The following is a 24,299-nucleotide window of genomic DNA, read 5'->3' on the forward strand; positions in this document are numbered from 1 at the left end:
ACTCTATTCATTTCGCCAGGGTTCCCCGCTATGACCAGGAATCGAACCCAATCTTCCGTGGCTCGCTAGTGTTAAGGATTGATGAATGGCGGGAGTTCTGCGCGGAGGGGCTGCGTACACTTTCCCCGTGATTCTTCTCCGACTACTGGCGCTTGGCTTGGTAACGGGACAGATGCCGGCAACTGAAACCCCTGCGCTGGCAAACGCGACCGTGTTGATCGTTCGACATGCCGAGAAACCGCCGGAAGGGGACGGACTAACCTCGGCCGGGGAGGCGCGAGCGAGGGCGTACGTTCAATATTTCAAGAAGTACCGGCTCACCCACATCTTCGCCGCCTCCGACTCCAAGAAGAGCCGCCGGCCTCGCTTAACGGTCGAGCCGCTCGCAGCATCGCTCAGGCAGAAGGTCGACGTACGGTTTCCCGATTCCGATCCGGCAGCGCTCGTGAAAGAATTGGGCGCCCAGAGATACGGCGGCCGAATTTTGATCTCGTGGCGTCATGGAAAGATTCCGGGGCTCATCGAGGCGTTCGGCGCCGACCCAAAGAAGCTTTTGCCAGCCGGCAGGTGGCCGGATGACGTGTTCGACGAAGTAATCGAGCTTCGATACGATAGGAAAGGGCAGCTTCTGCCTGAAAAAGCGAAGCTGATCCACGAGAATCTAATGCCCGGGGACTCCCACCCGTAGCAACTTCTTTCCGCTCTCGCTAGAGGTGTCGAACGAACCGTTGCTGTCGAAGTCCGGCAGGGCGGGCTGCCGTGGTGGTTAACTAAGATCATGATTCTGGCGATCATGCCCTGTCTTCTCGCGCTGAACGCACAGGTCCAGACGATGGATTTAGCCAAGTGGCGCGCCGCCTACGAGAGTGAACTAAAGGGCGAGCGCGGGTGGCTCAGCGTCGCCGGGCTGTTCTGGCTCGAGGAGGGTGAGACGACGGTCGGCTCCGCGCCCTCCAACGGGGTTCGGCTGCCCCCTAGCGCCCCACGCGCGTTGGGGACGTTTATTCGACGCGGCAAAAAGGTCTCCTTTCGAGCCGCATCGTCAACCGACGTGATCATCGGTGGAAAGCAAGTCGCCGAGGCGGACGTGAAGTCAGATGCGGAAGGTGGCCCGGACGCGATTCAGGTGGGAGACCTGGTGCTGACGGTGATCGTCCGCGGGAAGAGAGTGGGGATCCGCATGTACGACCCGCACTCGAAAGCTCACAAAGAATTCCGGGGACTCCACTGGTACCCTGCCAATCCCGCCTATACGATCAAGGCCAAGTTCATCGCGTACGACCCTCCGAAGACGATCTCGATCACGAACGTTCTCGGTGACACCACGCCCGTTCCCTGCCCCGGCTACGTAACCTTCACCATGGACGGAAAGGTTTGCCGGCTCGACGCTCAAGACTCCGGAAGCGGGCTTTTTCTGAACTTTCAGGACGCCACCACCGGCAAGGAGACTTACGGCGCCGGGCGCTTCCTCGATACCGAGAAGCCGGCGAACGGAGAGGTTACGATCGACTTCAACCGGGCGACCAACCCGCCGTGCGCCTACACCGACTTCGCCACTTGCCCGCTCCCGCCGAAGGGGAACCGCTTACCGGTACCCATCCGAGCGGGAGAAAAGAAGTTTCACAAATAGCTACTTCATGAGCGCCTTCACCACGTGCCCGTGAACGTCGGTGAGGCGGAAGTCACGTCCTTGATACGGGAAGGTGAGCTTGGCGTGGTCAACGCCGAGCAGCCATAGGAGAGTGGCCTGTAGGTCGTGAACGTGGACGGCTCCGTCGGTGAAGTCCTGCTTATTCGGGTCGAGAATCTTGCCGTCGGCGTCGGCGATGTTGTAGCCGTAGTCGTCGGTGCGGCCATAGGTCGTACCGGCGTTCACTCCGCCGCCCGCCATGAAGACAGTGAAGCAGCGCGGGTGATGGTCTCGGCCGAAAGAGTTGATATCGAGCGGGCCTTGCGAGTAGCTGGTCCGGCCGAACTCGCCGCCCCAGACCACAAGGGTGTCGTCCAGCATGCCAAGACGTTTTAGGTCTTTGATCAGCGCGGCGGCCGGCTGGTCCGTCTTGTGGCACTGGCTGGTGATCTCGCCTTTCAAGCCGCCGTGGTGGTCCCAACCCTGGTGGTAGAGCTGGATGAAGCGAACCCCCTTTTGAGCGAGTCGCCGGGCGAGCAGACAGTTGGCGGCGAAGGTGCCGGGTTTGCGTGATTCGGGGCCGTAGAGCTCGAAGGTCTCGTTGGTCTCCTTGCTGAGATCGGTCACGTCCGGCACGCTGGTTTGCATTCGGTAGGCCATCTCGTATTGGGCGATCCGGCTCTCGATCTCCGGGTCTAGCTCTCGCTCGAACTCGTGCCGGTTGAGCTCTCCGAGCCGGTCGAGCATGGCGCGGCGACCGGAGCCGCAGATGCCGTCCGGGTTGGAGAGGTACAGCACCGGGTCGCCGCCCGATCGGAACCGGACGCCTTGGTAGCGAGAGTCTAGGAAGCCGCTTCCCCACAGCCGCGCGTAGAGCGGCTGGTCACCCTGGTTGGCGCTGGCGAGGACGACGAAGGTCGGCAAATCTTCGTTCATCGAGCCGAGGCCGTAGGAGAGCCAGGAGCCGAAGGAGGGACGTCCGGCCTGCTCGCTGCCGGTTTGGAAGAAAGTGATCGCCGGGTCGTGGTTGATCGCCTCGGTGAACATCGACTTGACGAAGCAGAGGTCGTCGGCAACGCCCGAGAGGTGAGGCAGGATCTCGCTGAACCAGGCGCCGCTCTCGCCGTGCTGGGCGAACTTGAACGGCGAACCGGCGAGCGGGATCACGCTCTGGTTGCTGCTCATGGCGGTCAGCCGCTGACCGCGCCTGATGCCCGGCGGCAGGGGTTGGCCGTGCATCTGGTTCAGGAGCGGCTTGTAGTCGAACAGGTCCTGCTGCGCCGGTCCGCCGGCTTGGAAGAGGTAGATGATCCGCTTCGCCTTCGGCGCGTGGTGGAATTTGCCGAGGGGGGCGGCGGACTGCTGGCCGAGGGCGAGGTTTGGTAGCAGTGACGCAAGGGCGATCGCCCCAAACCCCTGCGCGGTGCGCCCGAAGAACTCGCGGCGGGTCAAGCCGAGGAGTTCGCGAAGGGGATTTTCGGGGTCGAGGGAGTGCATGGCTTAATTCCTTTGATGGGGATTGCAGTGGGTCTTATGGGACTGATGGGTCATCTGGGATACATGAGTCCCATAAGACCCATTTCAAAAGCCTCTTCGGTTTCGCCGCTCGCGGTAGATCCGCTCATTAATACCGCCTTCCTCGACGAGGCGATCGCTTAGCTGCTTCTTTATCTTATCAAGCAAATAGCACGTTTGCCTGAGAATGCAGACCATCGTGTTGGCGGCGGTCTCGGGTGACTTCTCCTCGATGTAGATCCGGTAGGTCGAGTAAGACTTTCCGTTTCGGTAAGCAAGACGCCGGATGTATACCGCCTTCTCGTGATCCCTCGGCCACTCGGCCAGATTTCGCTGCCTCAGGAAATCCTGATAGTCGTTGAGCAGTTCCTCCAGGCTTGCACGTGCTACCCCGACTAACTTCAGCTCGGATGCACGCGAAGTCCCGCTCATCGAACTACCTTCCGCAATATTCTGCTTGCCGCTTCGAGCTGCCTGAACCATCTGGTCCACCGTACGATCTGTGGGCTTTAGGAATCGTCGGCAAAAAGCGACCGTTGCGTCGTGGATGATCACCGTGTTTTGGAACGCCTTGAGATCCCGGTATCCACCGTGGGGCGGGAGCAAGGGTTCGTCGGCCATGGTGGGAAGAGAATATCACCTGAGACTCTTTGATGGGACAAATGGAACCCCATAAGACGCATGTGTCCCATTTGACTCATTCGTCTTACTCAAGATAGATTTACCTCTTCCACACCACCGCGTCCGAATTCAAGACAGTCTGTACCGTCACCGTCATGGCGGCCAGAACGACGGGGTCAATCGTTGTCGGCTTCGACTCTCCCACGTGGACCAACTTGTCCGCGTCGGCGGGGGTTGATTTGAACTGGGATAGCTGCTCCTCGTGGCCTTGGGTGAGAACCGCCATTTCTCGGGCGTCGGGATTGCGGCCGGCGAGGCGGCGGAAGATTAGCCGGATTCTCTCGCCCGTATCGGCGGACGCAACCAAGGCGTGATCCGCCAAGGCTCTGGCGGCTTCTACGAATTGCACATCGTTCAGCAAGACCAGGGCCTGCAACGGAGTGCTGGTCGTCGGTCGGCGGATGGCGCAGGCTTCTCGCGAGGTGGCGTCGAAGAGGAGCATGCTCGGGACGGGCGTCGTCCGCTTCCACGTGGAGTAAAGGCTTCGGCGGTAGAGGTCGGCCCCCTTGCTCTGCACGAAGCCGGGGCTCATCGTGTTGTTTTCCTGCCAGATTCCGGCGGGCTGGTACGGGTTCACCGGGGGACCGCCGACCCTGGGATTGAGGAGGCCGGCCGCGGCTAGGGCGGTATCACGGACCATCTCGGCCGATAGACGGTGGCTAGGGCCGCGCGCGAGCAAACGGTTCTCCGGGTCGACCTTTGCCAGCTTGGCCGTGAGCTTGGAATCTTGACGGTAGGTCGCCGAGAGAACCATCGTTCGCAACAGCGCCTTGACATCCCAACCGGAATTCACAAAGCGGCGGGCGAGGTAGTCGAGAAGCTCCGGATGGGTCGGGCGCGAACCTTGTGAGCCAAAGTTCTCGCTGGTTTCCACCAGTCCGACGCCGAAAATCATTTGCCAAAGCCGGTTCACCGCCACCCTGGCGGTAAGCGGATTGTCCGACCGAGTCGACCACTTGGCCAGAGCGAGGCGGTCGTTTTTCCCGGCGACCTTCAAGGGCGGAAGCGACTTCGGCACGCCTCGATTAACGAGGGTGGCGGCGGTTCGAGGCGCATCGTAACGGCCGCGGGCGAGGAGGTAGGAGGGGATCGGCTTTTTCGCCTCTTCCATCACCGAGATCTCGTATACCGCTTCCTCGGCGTTCGCCAACTGCTCTTGAGCCTTCCTCACCGCTTCCTGGGCCGCCCTGACCTCGGGGTCCACGGCAGCGATGTAATAGCCCGGAAGATCGCTAGGAGCTGCGTTGCCGTAGAGCTGGGCCACTTCGAACGCGCTCAGCTCCCGGTCGGCGAAAGCGACGTCGTCGAGCTTGCCACCCTTGAAACCGGAATCGCGGAAACGTTGGGCGAACGACCACTCCCCGCCGCTGGGGCCGAGGTCGCCGTAGGCGTTGATCTTCTTCCAGAGCTGATCGTTCAAAACCGTCGTTTCGGCCGGTCGGCCGTCGAGATAGATCTTGAGTCCGGCGGCACGTCCGCTCCCGTCCCACGACCACGCGACTTGCGACCACTTCCCTTTCGGCACCTGGGCTTTGGTTCGGACGACGATCGCGTTTCCGGGGGCGTGCCGCATTACTCGGGCGGTGAGATAGCCGTCCTCCAGCATTAGCTCGAAGCCGCAAAAGCCGACGTCGGTTCCGCCGGTCCGATGCATCAGGACGACCGGTCCCTTCCCGGGGCGCGGATCTTGGATCCAGAACGACCAGGTGAAGGCGTCCCACCTTTCTCTTCCGGGTAGGCCTCGGAAGAGGACGCCGTTGTCGCCGTCGAAGAGGACCGCCTTCCCCCGATGGCCGGGAACGAGGTCAACGTTTTGGATCTTTGCTCCGGTCAAATTTCCGCCCAGATCGTTGGCGAACTTACCGCCGTCGTCTCCGTCGAGAGAAAACCGGGCAAGGAGTTGAGGCGTCTCGGGCGGCTTGCCCGTCCATTGCCGATACCGCTGCTCAGCGTCCTTCGTTGCCTTGGCGAGATTCAGTTGGACTTGTCGATCCGCTGATTTCAATTCGTTCAACTTCCGCTCTTGCTCTGCGGTCGGGAGCAGGAGCGAGGGGGTGGGGACGATCTCGGTGCTGAGCAGCAGGCCGTATTCGTCGATCGAGTTGAAGTAGCCGAAGAGCTGGTAGTACTCCTTCTGAGTAATCGGATCGAATTTGTGATCGTGACAGCGGGCGCACCCGACGGTCAGGCCGAGCACGGCGGTTCCGTAGGTGTTTACACGGTCGGCGGCGTACTCGGTCTTGAATTCGAGGGCGATCGACCCGCCCTCGTTGGATTGCCTGTGGAGACGGTTGAAGGCGGTCGCGAGACGTTGGTCGCGGGTTGGATTCTTCAGCAGGTCGCCGGCGATTTGGTCGGTGAGGAACTGGTCGTATGGCAGGTTTTGGTTGAACGATTTGACGACCCAGTCGCGGTACGGCCAAGTCGGCATCAGCAGGTCGGATTGGTAGCCGTAACTGTCCGAGTAGCGGGCGGCGTCGAGCCAATCGACGGCGATTCGCTCTCCGAAGTGGGGGCTGGCGAGGAGGCGATCGACGACCTTCTCGAACGCGGCCGGGCTCTTATCGGATTGAAATTCGGCGATCTCTCGTTCGGTCGGCGGAAGCCCGGTAAGGTCCAAGCTCACTCGCCGCAGCCAGCGCAGACGGTCGGCGGGTGGGCTGGGCGCCAGTCCCTCTTTCTTTAGGCGAGCCAGGATGAACCGGTCGAGGTCGCCGCGCGGCCAAGTGCTCTTGACGTGGGGAACAGCAACGTTTGCGGGGACCGGCTGAAACGACCAAAGCCGCCCGTAAGTCGCCCCCTCGGCGATCCAACGGGTGAGGATCGCGATCTCCTCCTTTGTCAGCGATTTGCCGCTCGACGGAGGAGGCATCGTCATCGTCGGATGGTTGATGCGCTTGACGACGAGGCTGTCGTTCGGCTTCCAGGGGACGATCGGAAATCGGCCACCCCGATTTGCAAAAGCCCCTTCGGGCGTGTCGAGCCGCATGCCGGCCATCCGGCTCCCCGCGTCGGGGCCGTGGCACTTGAAGCATTTGTCGGAGAGGATCGGGAGGACGTCGCGCGAATAGCTGAGTTTTTCTTTCGCTGCCGGTTTCTGGGCGGGCCACAGCGCGGCGCCCGCGAGCATCGAGGCGCTGACCAACATCAGCAAAAAGCCAGATACTCCGCCCTGAGTCCGCATCTTCGTAGGTTACACCTACCAGCGGGAGATGTTTGTAGCACTTATCGCCGGAGGATGAACTGGCTTATATTTTGAGCGTTATACGCGTGGTGCCCATGAGTAATCGATTTCTTCCACTTGTTACCGGCGCAGCCCTTGCGCTTGCCGCTTTCGGGGTCGCTTCGACCGACTCGAACCTCTACTCCGGACTCGCTTGGCGAAATATCGGTCCATTTCGAGGGGGCCGGATTTCCGCGGTGAGCGGTGCGGTGGGGCAGCCCGGGGTGTTCTATGCCGGACTGCCGCTTGGCGGCGTATGGAAGACCACCGGCGCCGGGACGACCTGGGTCCCGGTCATGGACTCAGTGAAAGAGGCCTCTTCGGTCGGCGCGGTCGAGGTCGCGCCGTCCGATCCGAACGTGATCTATGTCGGAATGGGAGACATGATCACCGGAGGCGGAATCAACGAGGGGAACGGCCTCTACAAGTCGACCGATGCCGGCAAAACCTGGGTGCACCTCGGGCTCGACGACACCCGCCAGATCCCTTCGATCTTGGTCGACCCGCACGACCCGAATCTCGTCATGGTCGCGGCTCAGGGGAACGTCCACGCGCAGTCGGAAACGCGCGGCCTCTACCGCAGCACCGATGGCGGGAAGAGTTGGAAGAAGACGCTTTACGTCGACAATCAGACCGGCATCCAAAAGATCGCGTGGGCTTACGACCATCCAAACGTGATGCTCGCAACCACCGTGCGGCATTACAACGCTCCGGGAGCGGCGCGTGGCTTCGGAGGCGGCGGTGGAGGCGCGGGGAGCGCGGGGACGATGCTCTTCAAATCCACCGACGAGGGAGTCACCTGGAAAAGGATCGTAAGCGACGATCTGCCCCCACTCTCCGGGCGCACGTGCGTTGCGGTGGCAATGAACACCAACGCTCAGCGGATGTATCTGGTAGGAAACTTCGGCCTCTACCGGTCGGACGATGGGGGCTCGAGCTGGCGGCAAATGGATGCGAGCGACCGTCGAGTTGCGAACGGGCAGGGCGGCTACAACTGCGGCGTGTACGTCGACTCAAAGGACCCCGACGTCGTGTACGTCATCAACACCTCCAGCTATGTCTCGCGAGATGGCGGAAAAACGTTCACCGGTTTTAAGGGCGCTCCGGGCGGCGACGACCCGCAGCAGATGTGGATCGACCCAACCGACTCGAAGCGCCTCTTCTTCGGCACCGACCAAGGGGCCACGATCTCGCTCGACGGTGGACAGACCTGGAGCTCCTGGTACAACCAGCCGACCGCGCAGGTCTATCACATCTCGGTCGATAACTCCTACCCGTACTGGGTGTACGCCACCCAGCAGGACTCGGGCGCCGTCGCGACCCGGAGCCGAGGCGACCTTGGCGAGATCACCCCGCTCGACTGGCTCCCCACCCCCGGCTACGAGTTCGGCTCGATCGTGGCGGACCCGCTGAACCCGAAGATCGTCTACTCCGGCGGCCCCGGCGGAGGGATCGTCAAGATCACCTATCCGAACGGGCAATGGGTGAACGTCAGCCCGAACGTAGACTCGACTCTCGCACTGCGAAAGGTCGGCAACCAGCCGATGCTGTGGTCTCCGACGAACCCGCACGAGCTCATGGCGGGATTCCAGTTCCTGATGGCCACGACAGACGGCGGGAAGAGCTGGAAGAAGCTCAGTCCCGACCTTGGCTTCCCTCGCGGGGTTAAGCCGCCCAGTGAGAAAGCGCCCGCTCGCCCGGGAACGCGGCCGGCTGCCGGAAGCACCAATGAGGCCACCTCGGACGAAGATATGGACGACGAGGAAGAGGAAGAAGGGGTGCCGCACATGCAGGGTCCGCCCTCCCCGGGCGGCGCGATCGAGTCGTTCTCGCCTTCGAGCGTCGACGGCAACATTATTTGGGTCGGCACCAACAACGGGCTGGTCAAGCTAACGAAGGACCACGGAAAGACTTGGGACGATGTTTCCATCCGCGGCCTGCCGAATCGGGCGCGCGCCGATATTTCGGCGATCGACGCCTCGCACCAAGATCCGGGAACCGCGTATGCGGCGGTTGACTATCACAACGCGGCCGACTACAAACCGTACTTCTACCGAACCCACGACTTCGGCAAGAGCTGGACGAAGATCGTATCCGGCTTGCCGACGGAGCAGCCGAGCGGCAGCTTCGCCCGGGTGATTCGCTGCGACACGAAGAAATCGGGGCTGCTGTTCGCGGGGACGGAAAGCTCGATGTACGTGTCGTTCGACGACGGCGACAACTGGCAGTCGCTGATGCTGAATCTGCCGAACACGTCGTACCGCGACATGGTCGTCAAAGACAACGACCTGGTGGTCGGCACCTACGGACGAGGTTTCTGGGTTCTCGACGATATCTCGCCGCTTCGGGAGATTACGCCCGCGATCGCATCCGAGCCCGCCCATCTGTTCAAGCCGGGCGACGCGATCCGGGTTCGACGCAACACAAACGGCGATACGCCGTTTCCGCCGGAGATCCCCCACGCGCTGAATCCGCCTCTCGGCGCGATCATCTACTACTATCTCGGCTCCAAGCCGTCGGGCGACATTACTTTGGAGGTTCGGGATCGTTCCGGCAATGTGGTTCGCCACATGTCGAGCGCGCCGATTCCGCCTTTGGCGGAGCCGCCCGCTCCGGTCCCCGACTTCTGGCTCGAAAAGCCGATGCCGATGCCGACCGAAATCGGTACCAACCGGATCAACTGGAACCTCCGGTACGACAGCCCGCCCGCGTTCAGCCACAACTACGAGATCAGCGCCAACCCGGGCCAGACGCCCGCATCGCCAGAGGGCCCCCTTGCCCTTCCGGGTGAGTACACGGTGGTGCTGACAGTGGACGGAAAGAGCTACAAGCAGACGGTGACGGTGCGGAACGACCCACGCTCGCCGTCGAACGGATCCGCGCTGCGAGCCCAGCACGAGGTGCAGATGCAGCTCTACGAGTGCGCCAAGGAGGCTTGGGACGGTTACAAGCAAGTGTCCGCAATGCGGACCGCGCTCATCGACTTGAAGTCGAACCGCTCGGCAGAGGTCGCCAAGGCGGCGGATGCTCTCGATACCAAGCTGGCCGCGATGGGCGGCTCGGCGGGCGGCGGGCGACGTTTCGGAGGCGGGGGTGGCGGCGCGCCGGCGGCCCCGACGTTCGCCGGCTTGAGCGGGGCGATGACCCGCCAACTCAGTTCCCTCGACACCGGCGACATGGCCCCCAACGAACCGACCCGAAACGCCTGCCGCGCCCGCTGCAAGGAGATGGAGACGCTAACGAAGAGTTGGAAAGCGTTCAAGTCGAAGGACTTAGTGACCTTCAATGCTTTGCTGGCAAAGAACGGCCTAAAACCGCTAACCCCCTAACCTGACGCCCCCCATACGGACCGCAGAGCTCCAGCTCTGCCACGTGCATCGCACGTGCGGAAACTCCTGCTGTACTTTGTACAGCGGGAGCAGAGCTGGAGCTCTACGGTCCGTATGAGGCTAGTACGAGACCTCGATCTTGATGGGTCGGGGCTGGTTGTCGAAGCGAACCCAGAGCAGGTGGTGAGCCTCGTCGTACTGTGTCGTCGGGGTTTGGCCGGACATTGAGACCTGGCGCGGTTTTGCCGCCGTCCGCAAGAGAAGCACGCCCGGCGTGTGCGCGATCCCCTCAATCGTTCCGCTCCAACCTTGTACATTCGATTTCGTCTGCAGTACCTGGCCCGAGGCGGCGACGACGACGGGGCGGGCGTACTTGGCCAGATCGACTAAGAAGTGGCGCGAAGCCGGAGCCAGCGTGATTTGATCGACGACCTTCAGTTGAGGATCGAAGAGGTCGACGAATTGTCCGCTCAAGGTTCGCGGCCGAAGGTCGGCCTCGTCCATGCCCGCGGCGACAATGTACGGTCCTCGGCGGAGGACGAAGGATCCGGTTTCTTGCCAGCGGAGGTTCTTCGCGCCGGAACGGATTTTGTCGTAGAGCCAAGTTGAACCGGCTTGGTCGCGCGAGATCTCCGTAGGGCTGCGGCGCAAGAAGACGAGGCGTCCTTTCCCTACCGGCGTCGCCTCTTGCGAGGGGGTCGCCTCCAGGCCGAGCTTTTCGAACAGGTGCTCTCGGGGCGTTCGGTACTTCATCGCGCCGCTGTTCCACCACTCGCGAACCCCGAGGAACGGGTCGCGGTCGGCGTCGACAAACGCAAGTGTGCCGCCCGCGCGAACCCACTTGGCGATCGCCTCGTGGACATCTTCGGTCAGCGGCTTCATCCCCTCGTACGTCATCAGAATCACCTTGAGACCGTCAAGGTATTTCGGAAGCGTGACGTTTTCGAGCTGCACCGGCTGCACGGGAATTCCCCGTTTGACGAACGGCAACGCCAAGCCGTAGAAGTGGCCCATCTCGCCGTCGCTCGCGTTCGGGCCACCTCGCTGGAACATCAGCGAGTCGCTCACCATGACCCCCACGCCGCGCGAGCCGCTTTCCCACCGTACCGAGCGCTGGTTCATGTCCTTCAGCGCATTGATCACCACCTGGAGCTCGCTGGCGTATTCGGGCGGGATCGGCACCCGTTTCTTAGGATCCGCCTCCGACGGGTACGTGCCGTTGAAGATACGTTCCGGCCAAGGCATCACCTCATACTGGGCGACGTCCGGTTGAAGCAGTGAGGCGATCAGCGTCGCGTGATAGTTTCGGCGATAGTCGCCCCAGTCGTGGTTCGGGTTGTCCTCGATCGGATCGGCGAGGTACCACACCCCGCGTCCGGTCGACCGCACTAGGTTCTGCATCGACCCATACTCCAGGAATGCCGTCTCGAAGGTCCGCTCCTTCTTCACTCCTTGATAGAAGTTCGGTTCCCGCGAGGTGCCGGTCCAGACTTGGGCGATGTATCCGTCGCATCCTTTGAGGCGGGCGAGGCTCGATTCCGGGCTGACGATGCCCCAGCTCGCGTAGTTCAGCAGGCTATGGGTGGGGACATAGCACCGCACGTGGGTTCCATGCTGCGCGTTGTACTCCTGAATCGAGTCGAACACCTGCTGTAGGGCTCGTCGGTACAGAAAGTACATGAGCTTTGCCGCGCGCCAGCGCGCATCCGGCGAGCTGGTGGGATCTTGCCACGCTTCACCGTAGAACGCCTGCCACTCCTTTTTGAACCCCGCGCCGTATCCACCCCAGCTCCAAAACTCCGGCTCTTCCAGATGGACCGCTTCCACACCGGCATCCAGCGCCCGCCGCACTCCCTCCGCGAGGTATTTCCCATAGTTGGCCCCCGGCGACATGTAGTACACATCGCCGCCGTGGCCGATCTTCTCCCCGTTCTGGCGGGTCTGCGCCTCGTCTTCGTGGTTGATCCCGTCCCAGCGGCCGAAGTAGTAGTCCTGGTACTCGCCCCAAGCGACCCCGGTCATGAGGTGGATCCGGTAACCGCGGTCGCGCCAGGCTTTGACCCGGTCGGGCATCGTCTTGTCGAATCCGTAGACGATGGCGACGTCGGCCCGGATATTGATCCGGTCGGTGTAGTTGCTTCCGGTCTGAAAGACCGTCCTTTCGCGGATTTGGCCCGGATCTTGCATGAGAGCTAGCGCGAGGGCGAACAGGGGGATCATCGCCGGCACCGGCGCATGAGGGTGAGATGAGGCATGGGCATGTTCGTGTAAAGATTAGCGCCCCTTGTGGGGGCGCGTGCTGATGTTTCACTCGGGCGGGCCGCTCTGCCTTTGCGCTCTTTGCGTTCACCCTTTCGTCAACTGGAACTCCACCGTTCTTCGCGTCCTTGGCGAGAAATCCCCTTCCGGAGTTTCTCGCCAAGGACGCAAAGCGGATCGCCAAGAACGCAAAGAAGACGGCAGCCGAGCAAGATTGGATGGCGTGAGGGGCTAGGACACTACGGCTTTTTGGGCTCAGTTAGCGGGCCTCCCAGGTGGAGGCGTTCTCGCGCCGCCTTTTCTTCGGCGGGCGAGAGCGGCTTCACTTGCGGGTATTTCGAGGCTTCGACCTCTTCGGGAGTCTTCGAATTGCACCCGGCCGTGCTCGCCAAGGCGAGCACGGTTACTAAGAAGAGGGCTAGATTCCTCATGGCGCGAAGGTCTGGGTCGGCTTTTGGATCTTGAACTTGTAGAAGTCGTTTCCTCGAACTTGACCCCAGCCTAGGTTCTTGGCGCTACCGTCCGCCATCGAGTAGTTCGCCTTGCCCATGTAGCCAGGAGTCGGGTCGAAGCCGGAGATGCGCGTGATGTCGTCGCAGTTGTCGCCACCGGAGGGCAAGCGATCGCCCGGGGCTCCGCTGAACGGAACGCGGCCCGCGAACTTCCAGGCGTTGCAGCCGAAAACGATCGGGTCCGAAACGGCGCCGACGCGGCCCGCTTGGCCGTTCAAGGGCCAGATCTCCGCGAACGCGATCGTGTTCGACGGATCGGAGAACTCCGTCATCGTCCGGATTGGGAATCCACCGGTGATATCCCACCAGCTCGGCGTGACGCCGGTGTTGCGGTCGAGCCATCCTCCCGCCTCCACGGTGTCGATGTGGCTGATCATCTCGAACGAGCGGCGGATGAATTTGCCTTTGTACTTTCCGTCCCACAGACAGGCGTCGGTGGTCCATGGATCTTCGAGCGGATGAGAGTCGGCCGGTACCGACCAAAGCTCGGCGCTCTTCATGTACGGCTCGAGCATCGAGTCGAACGGCTCGAGGTGGTAGAAGCACTCCCCGCTCTCTTCCTTTGCGCCCGGGTTGTTGATTCCTGGCTGGTTGTAGATGGCGCAGGGGACGAACTTGTCGTCGGCATCGCCCGCGTACAGGTGGGAGCCGAGAGCAATCTGCTTGGCGCCGCTAAGGGCGGCGGTTTTCTTGGCGGCGAGTTTGGCCTGTGCGAAGACAGGGAAAAGAATGGCGGCAAGGATCGCGATGATGGCGATTACGACGAGGAGCTCTATGAGAGTGAAGGCTTGTCTACTTTGACGCATGGATATGACCTGTCCTTTGCGCCGGAAGCCAGCAGAAGCCGGTTCTCATCGTTCGCCCCCGCAGCGGGGCCGATAAGTTCCTTTTGAGTTCGCCGTGGACAACTGGTATAGTTTTGCACACGATCTGGTCGAGCTTCAGCGATCTGTCCAGCCGTTCAATTATAGGCCAGATTTTGGCGATGCACAACTTGTGGTGTATTAAATCTGCGATTTATCGATTCTTGGTATATACTCTGTACCAGCATGCCGCGAGCCAATCATCTGTTCCAATACCAGGAGATCGCCCAAGAGCTTAAGGAGCAGATTCTTCGCGGAGAGTTCGGCGTGGAGGGGCGCTTGCCCTCGGAGCGGGCCTTGGGAATCCGCTTTGAGGTCCAGCGAAACACGATTCGACAGGCACTGGAGCTCCTTGAGAAAGAGGGCCAAATCCTGACGCAGGAAAAGCGCGGCTCGTTCGTCCGGGTTCCTCCCTCCGCCCCGGGGCCGGATACCTTTCTCGTGAACATCCACCGCGGATCGTCGGCGAACCTGACGCATCTGATGGAGGGATTCAGCCATATCTCCGAACAGGCGGGGTACCGGGTGCGGCGGCGCAACACCGATCCGGCGCGAGGCGCCGCCCTCGACCATGTTCCGGACCCCGACCGGCTTCCGGAGGACACCGCGGGGGTCGTTTTATGGCCGCAGAACCCGACCGACGCGGAGATGCTGGGGAAGCTCAACCGGGCAATTCCGCTGGTCCTCGTCGACCGACGGGTGCTCGGGGTTTCCGCGGATAGCGTTCGGTTCGACGACCTTGCGGGCGGGCAGATGATCACCGAACATCTGCTGAGTCAGGGGCACCGGCGGATCGCGTTTCTCACCGACGACGTCTTCGCGGAGACGGTGCAGAACCGGTGGCACGGGTACGTGTTGGCCCACGAGACGAACGACGTGCCGGTCGACCCTCGCCTCAACTTGCTCTTCCACGGAATCGACGTACCGTTCTTCGGCGTGGCGATGCGCCACCAGCTCTCGCAGGGGAAATTGAGCCCGACCGCGATCGTCTGTTCGAACGACCTTGTGGCCTTCACCCTGCTCCGATTCCTGCACGACGAGGGAATCCGGGTGCCGGACGATCTGGCGGTGACCGGCTACGGAAACAGCATCCCGGACTACACCGAGGCGATGACGCTCACGACCGTCGACCAGCCGTTTTACGAAGTCGGAACGGCGGCGGCCCGAATCCTGATCGACCGCATGGGCCAAAGCACTCCCGAGCGCCTGCGAGCCGCCCACGACATCACGATCCCGGTTCGGCTTATTGTCAGAGCCTCCAGCACCGGCAGCGTCCCCAAGTAGCATCGGCTCCCAGCCGATGAACCCACTGGCAAGATGCCCAATGCCAACCGGCTTTTTTGCCTTGCCGAGCCCGGTCAAAATACAAAGACGCCAAGGCACGGATTTCCTGGCTACTGGATCTTTGTGTCTCTGTGCCTCCGTGCCTTTGTGTTAGCTCCGGACGAAAGGTTCGCTGGCATTAGCGATACGGCCACCCCCGGTGTTCGAGAGCGAGGCGTGCGGCGTCTCGAATCCAGGGATTGGCCGAATGGGTGAGGGAAAAGATAAGCGCGAATGTCTCGGGCAAGCCCGCGAGCGTTCGGTATCTCACGGCATCCGAAATCTTTTCTCCACTTGACATCCATCCCTGTGGGTCCGGGAGCGCGTGCATTCCGGCAAACCAATTGAGCGCCTCCAAAACGCGGATTGGAGAATCTGATTTCAGCTTATCGATCACGTCTGCGGTATCGAATGCGGGGCCGAGTTGATGATTGGACGCAAAGTACACGTTCGGCACCACCCGGTCCTTTTTATCGGCGATCCGGATCAGCGCCGGACGTGATCCGTCCATGCCGACGAAGAACCCGGCGACATCTTCTCGGCCGTTGATCACGGGCCGAGAAGAAAAGTGGATGACCTTGCCAACTCCCGCGACCTCCTGAGTTTCTATCGAAGTCGGAAATGTCCGCCAACCAACGCCAAATGTAGAAGAGCCCACAACGTTGCCTGCCGAATCGAAGATGAAGACGCCGCCCCGAGACTGGCTTGGGATCACTTTTCCATACTGGGCGATCGCCAAGACGAACTTCGATCCATCGCCTCCCCAATCCCAAAGAGCCCACGGGTCATATCGTCCGCCCAGCCTATTAGCCACGTCGAGTCGAGGGTCAGAATCGCTGCCGATGCGTTTGGATACTAAAAACCTTCGCATCGGCTCTAATTCGTCCCTCGTCAAAGCCTTGAAGTCCTTTCCAACAAAGGCCGCCAACGGAAACTTCGAGGCAACTTGCGGCGGTCCGGGAATCCCGATGCCGAGAGCCAAAATCAAACCGGCGGCAAAGCTAATCATTGCATCACGATAACTACTGTGTCTAACGGGCGGACCCTGCCAACGCTTCAGTCAGGATAACCTCCAGGACCGTTTATGAAAAACCGCATCGAATCGAGGCGAAGGCGATACTTCGACCTAAGCTCGCAAATCGCTCAGATGGACAGTCGCAAGCTGGCCGGACTATTCGAGTCGAGCGGGGCGATCGAAGGATGGGGACGAAACCACGTGATCGACGTCGGCCGCTCGAAGGTTTTCGTGAAGCGGGTCCCGATCACCGGCATCGAGCGAGATAACCTCTTCTCGACACAGAATCTTTACGACCTCCCGACCTACTACAACTACGGGATCGGCTCTGCCGGCTTCGGCGTCTCCCGCGAGCTCGTCGCCCACATCAAGACCACGAACTGGGTCTTGAATGGTGACTGCGAAGGGTTCCCGCTCATGTATCACTACCGGATCGTTCCCGCCTCCGGCGAGAAGGAGGTGGTGGACGTGGAGCGGCACAAGCGGTACGTGGAGTACTGGGGCGGGAGCGCGAACATCGGCAAATACATGCTCGACCGAGCCGATGCCGACCACGAGCTGGTCCTGTTCATCGAATACATGCCCGAAGTGCTTCGGCCCTGGCTCGGCGAGAATCCGGACCGCGTCGGCTCCATGCTCGAAGATCTCTTTGGCACCATCGCCTTCCTACGAAAGAACGGAGTGATCCACTTCGACGCCCACTTCCATAACATCCTGACCGATGGCGATCGCACGTATCTGACCGATTTCGGCTTGGTTCTCGACCGGGGCTTCGATCTCACCGAGGAGGAGCTCAGGTTCTTCAAACAGCATTCGCACTACGATTACGGCCTGGTGCTTTCCTGCATCGCGTTCATCCTCCGAGATAAATTCGATTCGCTACCAGAAAACGTTCGGCACGAAATCCTCGCGAAATATGGTCTGGGGCCGAACACGGATCAAGGGGAGATCATGAGCACGCTGATCGACCACACGGATGACTTACCGTTCGAACCGCTTTCCCTCGATAAGCGGTATTGCGCCTGTCTGAATCGCCACCGCAAGACTATTCAGACAATGCACCGTTTCTATTCCACGCTTCGAGCGAACCCCAACAAGGACACGAAGTTCCCCCAGCGCCGGCTTTTGCGGCATTTGCTCGAATCCGGGGTCGTGGGTTCTTCTTAGGAGTTGCTCGGTGGGCGGATTTCTCCACCCCCAACCCCCTCCTCATCGCACATACATCGACGAGGAGGGGGCTCCGGAGCCGGTCTCGAACGTAATTTCTGCGAACTTTAAGATCGCTATTTGAACCGGAAACGGGATGCGATATGATGGTCAGCGGTGTCCCCAATGCCCTTGCTTCGCCCCGTCGTGTTTTCGCTTTTTGCCTGCCTGATGGTCGGTCAAATGGGTTGCGTGGGACCGGCGGAAGCTCCCGATGGAGTGACGACCGGCGGAGGCTCCGCGGTAACCGCGGCGGTGCTTGGAAAGCCGGTCCGGGTGACTAATCGGCAGGCCAATACGAAGGGCGGCGTGTTGGTGCTGATGTACCACAAGTTCGCGCCGAAGGAAACCCGCTACGACCGTTCGTTCGACCACTTCAGGCACGACCTGCAGCGGCTGTACGACATGGGATTCCGGCCGGTGACGATGAGCGAATACCTCTCCGATCGCCTAAACATCGCTCCGGGCGCCTCACCGGTAGTTATCACCGTCGACGACTCGAACTCAACCCAGTTCACCATGAGGGATGACGGCACGGTCGATCCTGAGTGCGCAGTCGGGATCTGGCAAGACTTCGCCGCCATCCATCCGGATTTCCCGGTCAAAGCGACTTGGTACGTACTCCCCACCGTGATGTGGGGCCAGCCAAAGTGGCAGGACCGGAAGGTGGAGATCCTCAAAGAAAGCGGTTCGGAGCTTGCCTCGCACACCTGGAGCCACCCGGTTCTGAGGAAGCTGACCGACCGGCAGGTAAAGACGGAAATCGCGAGGTCGATCGACTTTCTTGCCAAATACGGGTTCGACAAAGTCTCGTTCGCCTATCCGTACGGGGTGTTTCCGAAGCACATGGATATCCTCGATGGCTTCTGGCAGAACCATCGGGCGTACACGCTAACCGGCGCCGTCACCTGCGACACCGATATCGCCCCCGCCCCGGCGGCGGACGACTTGCGACCGTTCAAAGTCCCGCGGGTCGAGGCCCTGGAAGGGCCTCTCGGCGTCGACTACTGGCTCGACCGGATCGAGTCGGGCAAGTCAAAAGTGTTCGTCGCGCCTTAGCTCCTCCAATAGCTGCGGGGCCGGAATTCTCCACCCCCAAACCCCCTCCTCATCGCACAAGCATCGACGAGGAGGGGGTTCCAGTTACTTGATGTTCTTCAAAAGGCAGATGAAAGAGGCGGTTTGGCGCTGCTTCACCGAACCGTCGTCGTTGAGCTGAATGCGGACTCGCCGAATAGAGTCGGATTCGTTTCCGCCGATCGTAAGAGCAAACTTGCCTTGATCGTCCTCACCCCTGGCCACGACGATCGCCGAGTGGGAGAGGTAATCGGAATGCGCCTTCGCATGCGCGAAGTCGAAATTGTTGCCCGACCGGTTGTTCTGGAGGATGTCTCCCACCCGAACCGAGTCTTGGTCCACCTTCACGCCCCGGAAGGCGCCCGGGTGATTGATCGCCTCATGAACGAAGATCGAATGCGCGGCGGCGAACTTAAACTCCTGGGCCGTAGCGCCCGCGTTTCGAACGCAAAACGAAACGAACACGGCCGACCAAGGGGTGTCAACCCCGGGGAACGGCTCGGGTATCGACTGCCAGTACTTCTTGATCTGGGATCGGAGCGGCTCGTCGTGCTCATGGATGAGGTGAAACTGGTCGTGCTGGCCTTTCGCGACGGCGGCCAGCTTTTTGGCAAACTCTGACGGTGGCGGCAATTCAGGCATCGGTAATCTCCTATCCGATAATATAGTACCACAGTTATCTTAGGCGACATGCCGAAATTGCTACTTGAGTCCCCGGCTAGACGAGCCGACAGGCGCTCGACCCACGCAGGACGGAAAGGGAATGGGTGCGGGAGCTACTCGCTAGCCGGCATTAGCGAGCGAGCCCGCTTGTTCCAACTGCGCCGGTACAGGTAAGTGACGTAGGCACCGAGGAGGGACGCGAGAACCACTACTCCGCCAAGCCCATACGGGAGATCTTCGCGGATTTCTCCGAATCCCACGCCAGAGGCGTTCTCGACGAGGAAGAAAACGAGCGTGAGAACCAGAGCGAATTGAACGAAGTTGATCAAGAAAATGCGCTGGAACGGACTCCAAGGGAGCAAATCCGTTTCCGGCGGGCGTTCTCGACCCAAGATTTTCCACCCCGCGGCGCTGTCGAGGTGAGAGAGGCACTTCACTTCTAGCGGGCTTGGATGCCACATCTTGCTCACCGCCGTTCTCCGACATTGGAATTCTCCGGCCAAGCGCGCATCGCAGCTTCGACGACCTTGAGAAGTTCCTCAGGAGTTGTGCCACTAGCCGCTTGGACGGACAAGCCGTGAGAAACGGTAGCGTAATATCGGGCAAGGTCGGCGGGATCGGTGTCCGCCGGGAGACCTCCCTCTTCCTTGGCGCGGATCAGGCGCTTTCTAATGGCCGCTTCCGCTTGGCCGCGTCGCTCGGCGAGCTCTTTGCGCACGTGCTCGCTCGCTTCGCTACATGAGAGCGCGCCCTGTACGAGAAGGCACCCTCTCGATTTCCCTTGTCCGCACTGCCCGCTCACCGCTCGCGTCAGGAACGTCTCGATCGCTACTCGAGCGGATGGCTCTTCCAGAGCGGACGTGACGCCGTCGGCGCGCTCCATGTACCGGTCGAGCGCCTTACGAAAGAGCTCCTCTTTGTTTCCGAAGGCCGCGTACAGGCTGGGACGGGTGATCCCCATCGCCTCCGTCAGATCGGAGAGCGAGGCCCCCTCGTATCCGCTCCGCCAAAACACTTCCAGCGCCCGATCCAGTGCCTCGTCCGCGTCGAAAGCGCGCGGTCTTCCAAGCTTCGCGGGCGGTTTCGACTTTTTCATACCAATTAGTATAAAACCCCTTGACAGACAAAGTCCACCCCTGCCATACATATATACCGTTCGGTACAGAACGACTTTGGAGCACACAATGAGCAAACTCGCAGGCAAGATCGCAGTGGTTACGGGTGGAACGACAGGTATCGGTCTCGCAACGGCGAGGCGCTTCGCCGACGAAGGAGCCCGCGTTTACATCACCGGACGGAGGAAGCCGGAACTCGATGCCGCCGTGCAGGAGATCGGCAAAGGCGCCGTCGGCGTCCAGGGCGACGTCTCGAATCTCGCCGACCTTGACCGGCTCTACGCCAAAATCGAACAGGAGGTGGGGCGCATAGACGTTCTGTTCGCCAATGCCGGCGGCGCAAAGTTCGCCCCGCTTGGCGCCATCACCGAAGAGCACTACGACCAGACTTTCGACATCAACGTGAAGGGGCTGCTGTTCAGCGTCCAAAAGGCGCTTCCGTTGTTCAAAGAGGGCGGCTCGATCATCCTCAACGCTTCGATCGTTTCGATCAAGGGATTGGAGGCGCTCAGCGTCTACAGCGCCACCAAGGCGGCGGTCCGCTCCTTCGCACGGAGCTGGACGGTCGATCTGAAGGGCCGCAACATCCGCGTCAACGTGGTCAGCCCGGGCCCGATCGATACTCCCGCGATCGACGGCTTGGCCGGTAACGAAGAGGCGGCGCGACAGTTCAAGCAGCAGATGGCCCTCGGCGTTCCGATGGGTCGAATCGGCGAACCCGATGAGATCGCCAAGGCCGTCGTCTTCCTCGCCTCCGACGACAGCAGCTTCGTCAGCGGAATCGAACTGTTCGTCGACGGCGGCATGGCCCAGATCTAAACCTCCCGCGTAGCGGCCCCCAGTTTCCGGGCCGTGAATAACTTAAGCCCAGCGATCCCACGGAAGGGATCGCTGGGCGATTTTGAATAAGATTCTTGTCGTTGGATTTTCAACATGTTATAATTCCAACACGATGAAGCTCGGTGGGAATCTTAGTAAGCGCGAGCACCAGATCATGGATCTGGTCTACGAACGGGGGGCGATCACCGCGACGGAGCTGGAGGAGGCGCTCTCGGGCAACATCTCCAACTCAGCCGTCCGCTCTTACCTCCGGGCCTTGGAAGCAAAAGGGTTTCTGCGGCACGAGTCGGAAGGAGTTCGGTTCGTCTACCGGCCGATTCGAGAGCGGGAGTCCGTAGCTCGAGGGGAGGCGAGCCGGTTGCTTCAGACCTTCTTCGGAGGTTCGGTCAGCGGAGTGCTGGCGACCCTGCTAAGCGATAAAGAGGTCGACCTCTCGGACGAGGAACTGGACGAGATGCGCCGGATGATCGACGAGGCGAAGCGCTCATGAGCATCCTCCTCGAAATCGCCCTCAAGAGCGCCGGCCTCGTGTTACTCGCCGCTCTGCTCGCGGCATTGGTTCGCCGATCGTCGGCCGCCCTGCGGCACCGAGTCTGGGCATTAACGTTTGTCGGATTGGCGACTCTACCGCTGTTAGCGATCCGATTGCCCGAGATCCGTATTGAGCGCCCGGTAGCCGTCAATCGTTCGGTAACCACCGTCACCCAACCGCCGACTCCCGCATTGCCGAAGCCATCCTCAACTGTCCCGCCTCTGGCAAGCTCTACCCCTAGCCCGATTCCTGAGCCTCCTCAAACTTCCGCTCTGCCTTGGCTTGTGGGGCTTGCCTGGGGCGTCGGCGCCGCAGTCTTGGTTGGACGAACCGCGCTTCAGTTGCTGGCCATTCTTTGCTGGACCCGAAATGCGGAGGACATGGCCGATGAGTTCGGTGTGGCGCCACCCCATACGCGCGTTGCCCGATCGAAACTCGTGGAGGTGCCGGTGACGTTCGGCTTCGTCCGGCCCACGATTCTTCTTCCCTACTCGTCCACCGAATGGCCCGCGGCGCGACGGCGGGCGGTGCTGCTTCATGAGGGGGCGCACGTTCAGCGGGGCGACTGGGCTTGGCTCATCTTTTCCAAGTTGGTAAGCGCGCTGTACTGGCCCAATCCGCTCGTGATCTGGGCATTGGGGCGACTGAGGTCGGAAGCGGAATTGGCAGCCGACGACGCCGTGCTCCGAGCCGGAATCGATCCCCCCGAATATGCAGCGACGCTGGTCGATCTCGCGGCGGAACTGCGGCGCGCGTCCATGGAGGTTGCGCTGCCGATCGTGCAACCGGGCGGGCTAAAGTCTAGGGTCGCGGCGATCCTCGCAGAGGCGAGGAGTCGGCGGCCGTTGAGGAAGACGACCGCGATCGTCGCGATTCTGATGGGCGCGACGATCGTAGTTCCGTACGCAGCGGCGCGCCTTGTCGAGGGTCCGGAGGTGGTCCGGGACGGAATCATTGAACTTGGAGGAGGGCGGCAAGCCGAGATCGTCGCCATTACCGAAATGAGAGGCAGTCAGGCGATCTCATGGGATATTCACGGAGCGCCCATAGGGCGCAGTTTCCCGGTCGGCGACCAAAACCTCAACGCTTTCAATATCCTCAGGCCGGTTCCAAAGGGTTCGACGGCCCGGTACCTCATCGTCCGCCTCGCCGATCCGGTGACCGACGAACTGAATCTGCTGGCTGACGATTCGCCGGGGATTCTTCCATACATCGGAAGCGCTCCCACGACGGAGGAGTTTCGCGACGCTCTCGGCGGGAGCTATCGCGTCATGCAGATGATCGCGCCGGAAGGGGTTCGGACCGGCAGCTTCCGGCTTCACATCCCTTCGGCGGACTGGCGCCTCTACGCTTACAAGACGTACCAACGGGGTGAAGAGCGAGGGATGCTCAACCCGCTGGCGAACTTGCGTCTTTCTCCTCAAATGCCGTCTCAAGGGAAAGGGACCGAGGCGACGTTCGTGTTGCCGCCGGAGTTCGTGGAGAAAGAATCCGTGGTCCGCTTCCTACCCGGAGGGCCGGGAGAAGCTCGCTTCGAAAGGATGAGTGGGTCTTACTCGGCCTCAACCATTCAGCCGCCAGAGGCCATCACGCGGGTGGAGATCTTGAGCCGGCCGTTGCGCTCAGTAGTGCTCGCGGATCTGCCGATGCAGCCCGATCCAAATGCCGTCCACGTCCCTCACCACTACCTGCCGAAGGAGATCGTCTCTGCGGGAGGCAATCCCTCGCTAGCCGACGGGGCTTCGGTCGGGATTCTGGCCCTCTCGTCTCCGGCCGACTTGCCGAGACGATTCTGGGATGCAAAAGGGCGGCCAGCCTCAGGGGAGCCGCAGAACAAATGGGCCGAAGACCGGGACCGCCTCGTCCCCGTCGGACCCGGACAGCATCTGGTTCGACTTTGGATGGAGCGACGACCTGGCGGCGGCTCCGGCGATCCGCCCACCCTGTACGACGAAGAGGGATGGCCCGTGTTTCACAGCTTCATTAGCAGCGTCTATCCCGGACGCGAAGTCCGTCAGTTCTCCGGCGTCCTCGACCGGACGGCTCGGAAGCTCGACCTCGTCGCCCCGATCGCCGCCGGCCCTTACCGAACCATCGCCCGCCTCGAGCCCGGATCCAAGGGCACGACCTGGCGGTTTGCTCAGAGGATCGGCTGGACCGGGTCGCTTCGCGTGGTTTACCCGTGGGCCACCGCGGTACAGGAGACCAATATGGAAACCACCATTCGCGCCCTCGACGCCGCCGGCAGGCCGGTCAACCGCCCGGAAGGGGGTCGGTCCTACTCTTATGCCCCCGGTTGGGTCGAGTTCGATCTCCCTCGCGCCGCCGCAACGAAGGTAAGAACAGTAGAAATCCGAACCCGCCCCTACACCTGGATCCGATTCCCGGATGTCGCGCTTGCGCCCAAGCCGTAGCATCGGCTCCCAGCCGATGACCCTCCGTGCAAGGTGGCATCCGCAAACGGCACAAACGTGCAGATATCCTCCTTAAAGAATCTGCATGTGTTAAGTAGGCCT

General features: G+C 61.4%; 19 protein-coding genes. 9 read left to right on the forward strand and 10 right to left on the reverse strand.

Annotated features, from left to right (window positions below):
• Window positions 1–127 precede the first annotated feature (127 nt).
• Both OP10G_RS05655 and OP10G_RS05660 read left to right on the forward strand, forming a co-directional pair.
• On the forward strand, window positions 128–688 hold the full coding sequence (locus OP10G_RS05655; RefSeq protein WP_038474385.1) for a hypothetical protein: 561 nt from the start codon (window positions 128–130) through the stop codon (window positions 686–688).
• Between the two features lie 90 nt (window positions 689–778).
• Entirely contained in the window at window positions 779–1,630 is an 852-nt protein-coding gene (locus OP10G_RS05660; protein ID WP_025226858.1) for a DUF1684 domain-containing protein, read from the forward strand.
• On the opposite strand, the gene OP10G_RS05665 is transcribed toward OP10G_RS05660, so the two are convergent.
• The 3 genes from OP10G_RS05665 to OP10G_RS05675 form a co-directional block, all read right to left on the reverse strand.
• Window positions 1,631–3,127, reverse strand: coding sequence for a DUF1501 domain-containing protein (locus OP10G_RS05665; protein ID WP_025226857.1), 1,497 nt, complete (start codon window positions 3,125–3,127; stop codon window positions 1,631–1,633).
• 84 nt (window positions 3,128–3,211) lie between these two features.
• On the reverse strand, window positions 3,212–3,766 hold the full coding sequence (locus OP10G_RS05670) for a four helix bundle suffix domain-containing protein (RefSeq protein WP_025226856.1): 555 nt from the start codon (window positions 3,764–3,766) through the stop codon (window positions 3,212–3,214).
• Window positions 3,767–3,866: 100 nt separating this feature from the next.
• Window positions 3,867–7,010 (reverse strand): DUF1553 domain-containing protein, encoded by a 3,144-nt coding sequence (locus tag OP10G_RS05675; protein ID WP_038472644.1) that lies wholly within the window; start codon window positions 7,008–7,010, stop codon window positions 3,867–3,869.
• 95 nt (window positions 7,011–7,105) lie between these two features.
• On the opposite strand from OP10G_RS05675, the gene OP10G_RS05680 reads away from it, so the two are divergent.
• Window positions 7,106–10,378, forward strand: a complete 3,273-nt coding sequence (locus OP10G_RS05680) for a WD40/YVTN/BNR-like repeat-containing protein (protein ID WP_025226854.1) — start codon at window positions 7,106–7,108, stop codon at window positions 10,376–10,378.
• 120 nt (window positions 10,379–10,498) lie between these two features.
• On the opposite strand, the gene OP10G_RS05685 is transcribed toward OP10G_RS05680, so the two are convergent.
• The 3 genes from OP10G_RS05685 to OP10G_RS24090 all read right to left on the reverse strand — a co-directional run bounded on the left by OP10G_RS05685 (window position 10,499) and on the right by OP10G_RS24090 (window position 13,955).
• Window positions 10,499–12,607, reverse strand: a complete 2,109-nt coding sequence (locus OP10G_RS05685; RefSeq protein WP_025226853.1) for a hypothetical protein — start codon at window positions 12,605–12,607, stop codon at window positions 10,499–10,501.
• Window positions 12,608–12,876: 269 nt separating this feature from the next.
• On the reverse strand, window positions 12,877–13,068 hold the full coding sequence (locus OP10G_RS05690; protein WP_025226852.1) for a hypothetical protein: 192 nt from the start codon (window positions 13,066–13,068) through the stop codon (window positions 12,877–12,879).
• Window positions 13,065–13,955 carry a prepilin-type N-terminal cleavage/methylation domain-containing protein gene (locus tag OP10G_RS24090; protein WP_025226851.1) on the reverse strand — a complete coding sequence of 297 codons (891 nt, stop codon included), beginning with the start codon at window positions 13,953–13,955 and terminating at the stop codon, window positions 13,065–13,067. The genes OP10G_RS05690 and OP10G_RS24090 overlap by 4 nt, the downstream gene beginning before the upstream one ends.
• A gap of 243 nt (window positions 13,956–14,198) precedes the next feature.
• On the opposite strand from OP10G_RS24090, the gene OP10G_RS05700 reads away from it, so the two are divergent.
• Window positions 14,199–15,296 (forward strand): GntR family transcriptional regulator, encoded by a 1,098-nt coding sequence (locus OP10G_RS05700; RefSeq protein ID WP_025226850.1) that lies wholly within the window; start codon window positions 14,199–14,201, stop codon window positions 15,294–15,296.
• 178 nt (window positions 15,297–15,474) lie between these two features.
• Here the strand turns inward: OP10G_RS05700 and OP10G_RS05705 are convergent, their stop codons facing one another.
• Window positions 15,475–16,344: a hypothetical protein gene (locus OP10G_RS05705; protein ID WP_025226849.1), complete on the reverse strand. Its 870-nt coding sequence runs from the start codon at window positions 16,342–16,344 to the stop codon at window positions 15,475–15,477.
• A 75-nt stretch (window positions 16,345–16,419) separates the two neighbouring features.
• Here OP10G_RS05705 and OP10G_RS05710 point away from each other — a divergent pair, with 75 nt between their 5' ends.
• Both OP10G_RS05710 and OP10G_RS24095 read left to right on the forward strand, forming a co-directional pair.
• Window positions 16,420–17,517 carry a BUD32 family EKC/KEOPS complex subunit gene (locus OP10G_RS05710; protein ID WP_025226848.1) on the forward strand — a complete coding sequence of 366 codons (1,098 nt, stop codon included), beginning with the start codon at window positions 16,420–16,422 and terminating at the stop codon, window positions 17,515–17,517.
• Window positions 17,518–17,682: 165 nt separating this feature from the next.
• Window positions 17,683–18,615: a polysaccharide deacetylase family protein gene (locus OP10G_RS24095; protein ID WP_025226847.1), complete on the forward strand. Its 933-nt coding sequence runs from the start codon at window positions 17,683–17,685 to the stop codon at window positions 18,613–18,615.
• An 84-nt stretch (window positions 18,616–18,699) separates the two neighbouring features.
• Here OP10G_RS24095 and OP10G_RS05720 read toward each other — a convergent pair whose 3' ends face one another.
• From OP10G_RS05720 to OP10G_RS05730, 3 genes are all read right to left on the reverse strand, one after another.
• Window positions 18,700–19,275 carry a DUF2272 domain-containing protein gene (locus OP10G_RS05720; RefSeq protein WP_025226846.1) on the reverse strand — a complete coding sequence of 192 codons (576 nt, stop codon included), beginning with the start codon at window positions 19,273–19,275 and terminating at the stop codon, window positions 18,700–18,702.
• Window positions 19,276–19,409: 134 nt separating this feature from the next.
• Window positions 19,410–19,766 carry a hypothetical protein gene (locus OP10G_RS05725; RefSeq protein WP_025226845.1) on the reverse strand — a complete coding sequence of 119 codons (357 nt, stop codon included), beginning with the start codon at window positions 19,764–19,766 and terminating at the stop codon, window positions 19,410–19,412.
• Window positions 19,763–20,392, reverse strand: a complete 630-nt coding sequence (locus OP10G_RS05730; RefSeq protein ID WP_025226844.1) for a TetR/AcrR family transcriptional regulator — start codon at window positions 20,390–20,392, stop codon at window positions 19,763–19,765. Before OP10G_RS05730 ends, OP10G_RS05725 begins: the two co-directional genes overlap by 4 nt.
• A gap of 88 nt (window positions 20,393–20,480) precedes the next feature.
• On the opposite strand from OP10G_RS05730, the gene OP10G_RS05735 reads away from it, so the two are divergent.
• The 3 genes from OP10G_RS05735 (at window position 20,481) to OP10G_RS05750 (ending at window position 24,197) form a co-directional block, all read left to right on the forward strand.
• Complete coding sequence (locus OP10G_RS05735) at window positions 20,481–21,230, forward strand: SDR family NAD(P)-dependent oxidoreductase (RefSeq protein WP_025226843.1); 750 nt, start codon at window positions 20,481–20,483, stop codon at window positions 21,228–21,230.
• Window positions 21,231–21,363: 133 nt separating this feature from the next.
• The gene (locus OP10G_RS05740) at window positions 21,364–21,741 is read left to right on the forward strand and encodes a BlaI/MecI/CopY family transcriptional regulator (RefSeq protein WP_038472647.1); all 378 of its coding nucleotides are present in this window, start codon (window positions 21,364–21,366) and stop codon (window positions 21,739–21,741) included.
• Window positions 21,738–24,197, forward strand: a complete 2,460-nt coding sequence (locus OP10G_RS05750) for a M56 family metallopeptidase (protein WP_052547581.1) — start codon at window positions 21,738–21,740, stop codon at window positions 24,195–24,197. The genes OP10G_RS05740 and OP10G_RS05750 overlap by 4 nt, the downstream gene beginning before the upstream one ends.
• Window positions 24,198–24,299: the final 102 nt, after the last annotated feature.

Origin of the sequence: Fimbriimonas ginsengisoli Gsoil 348 (genome assembly GCF_000724625.1) — a bacterium.
Classification (GTDB): domain Bacteria; phylum Armatimonadota; class Fimbriimonadia; order Fimbriimonadales; family Fimbriimonadaceae; genus Fimbriimonas; species Fimbriimonas ginsengisoli.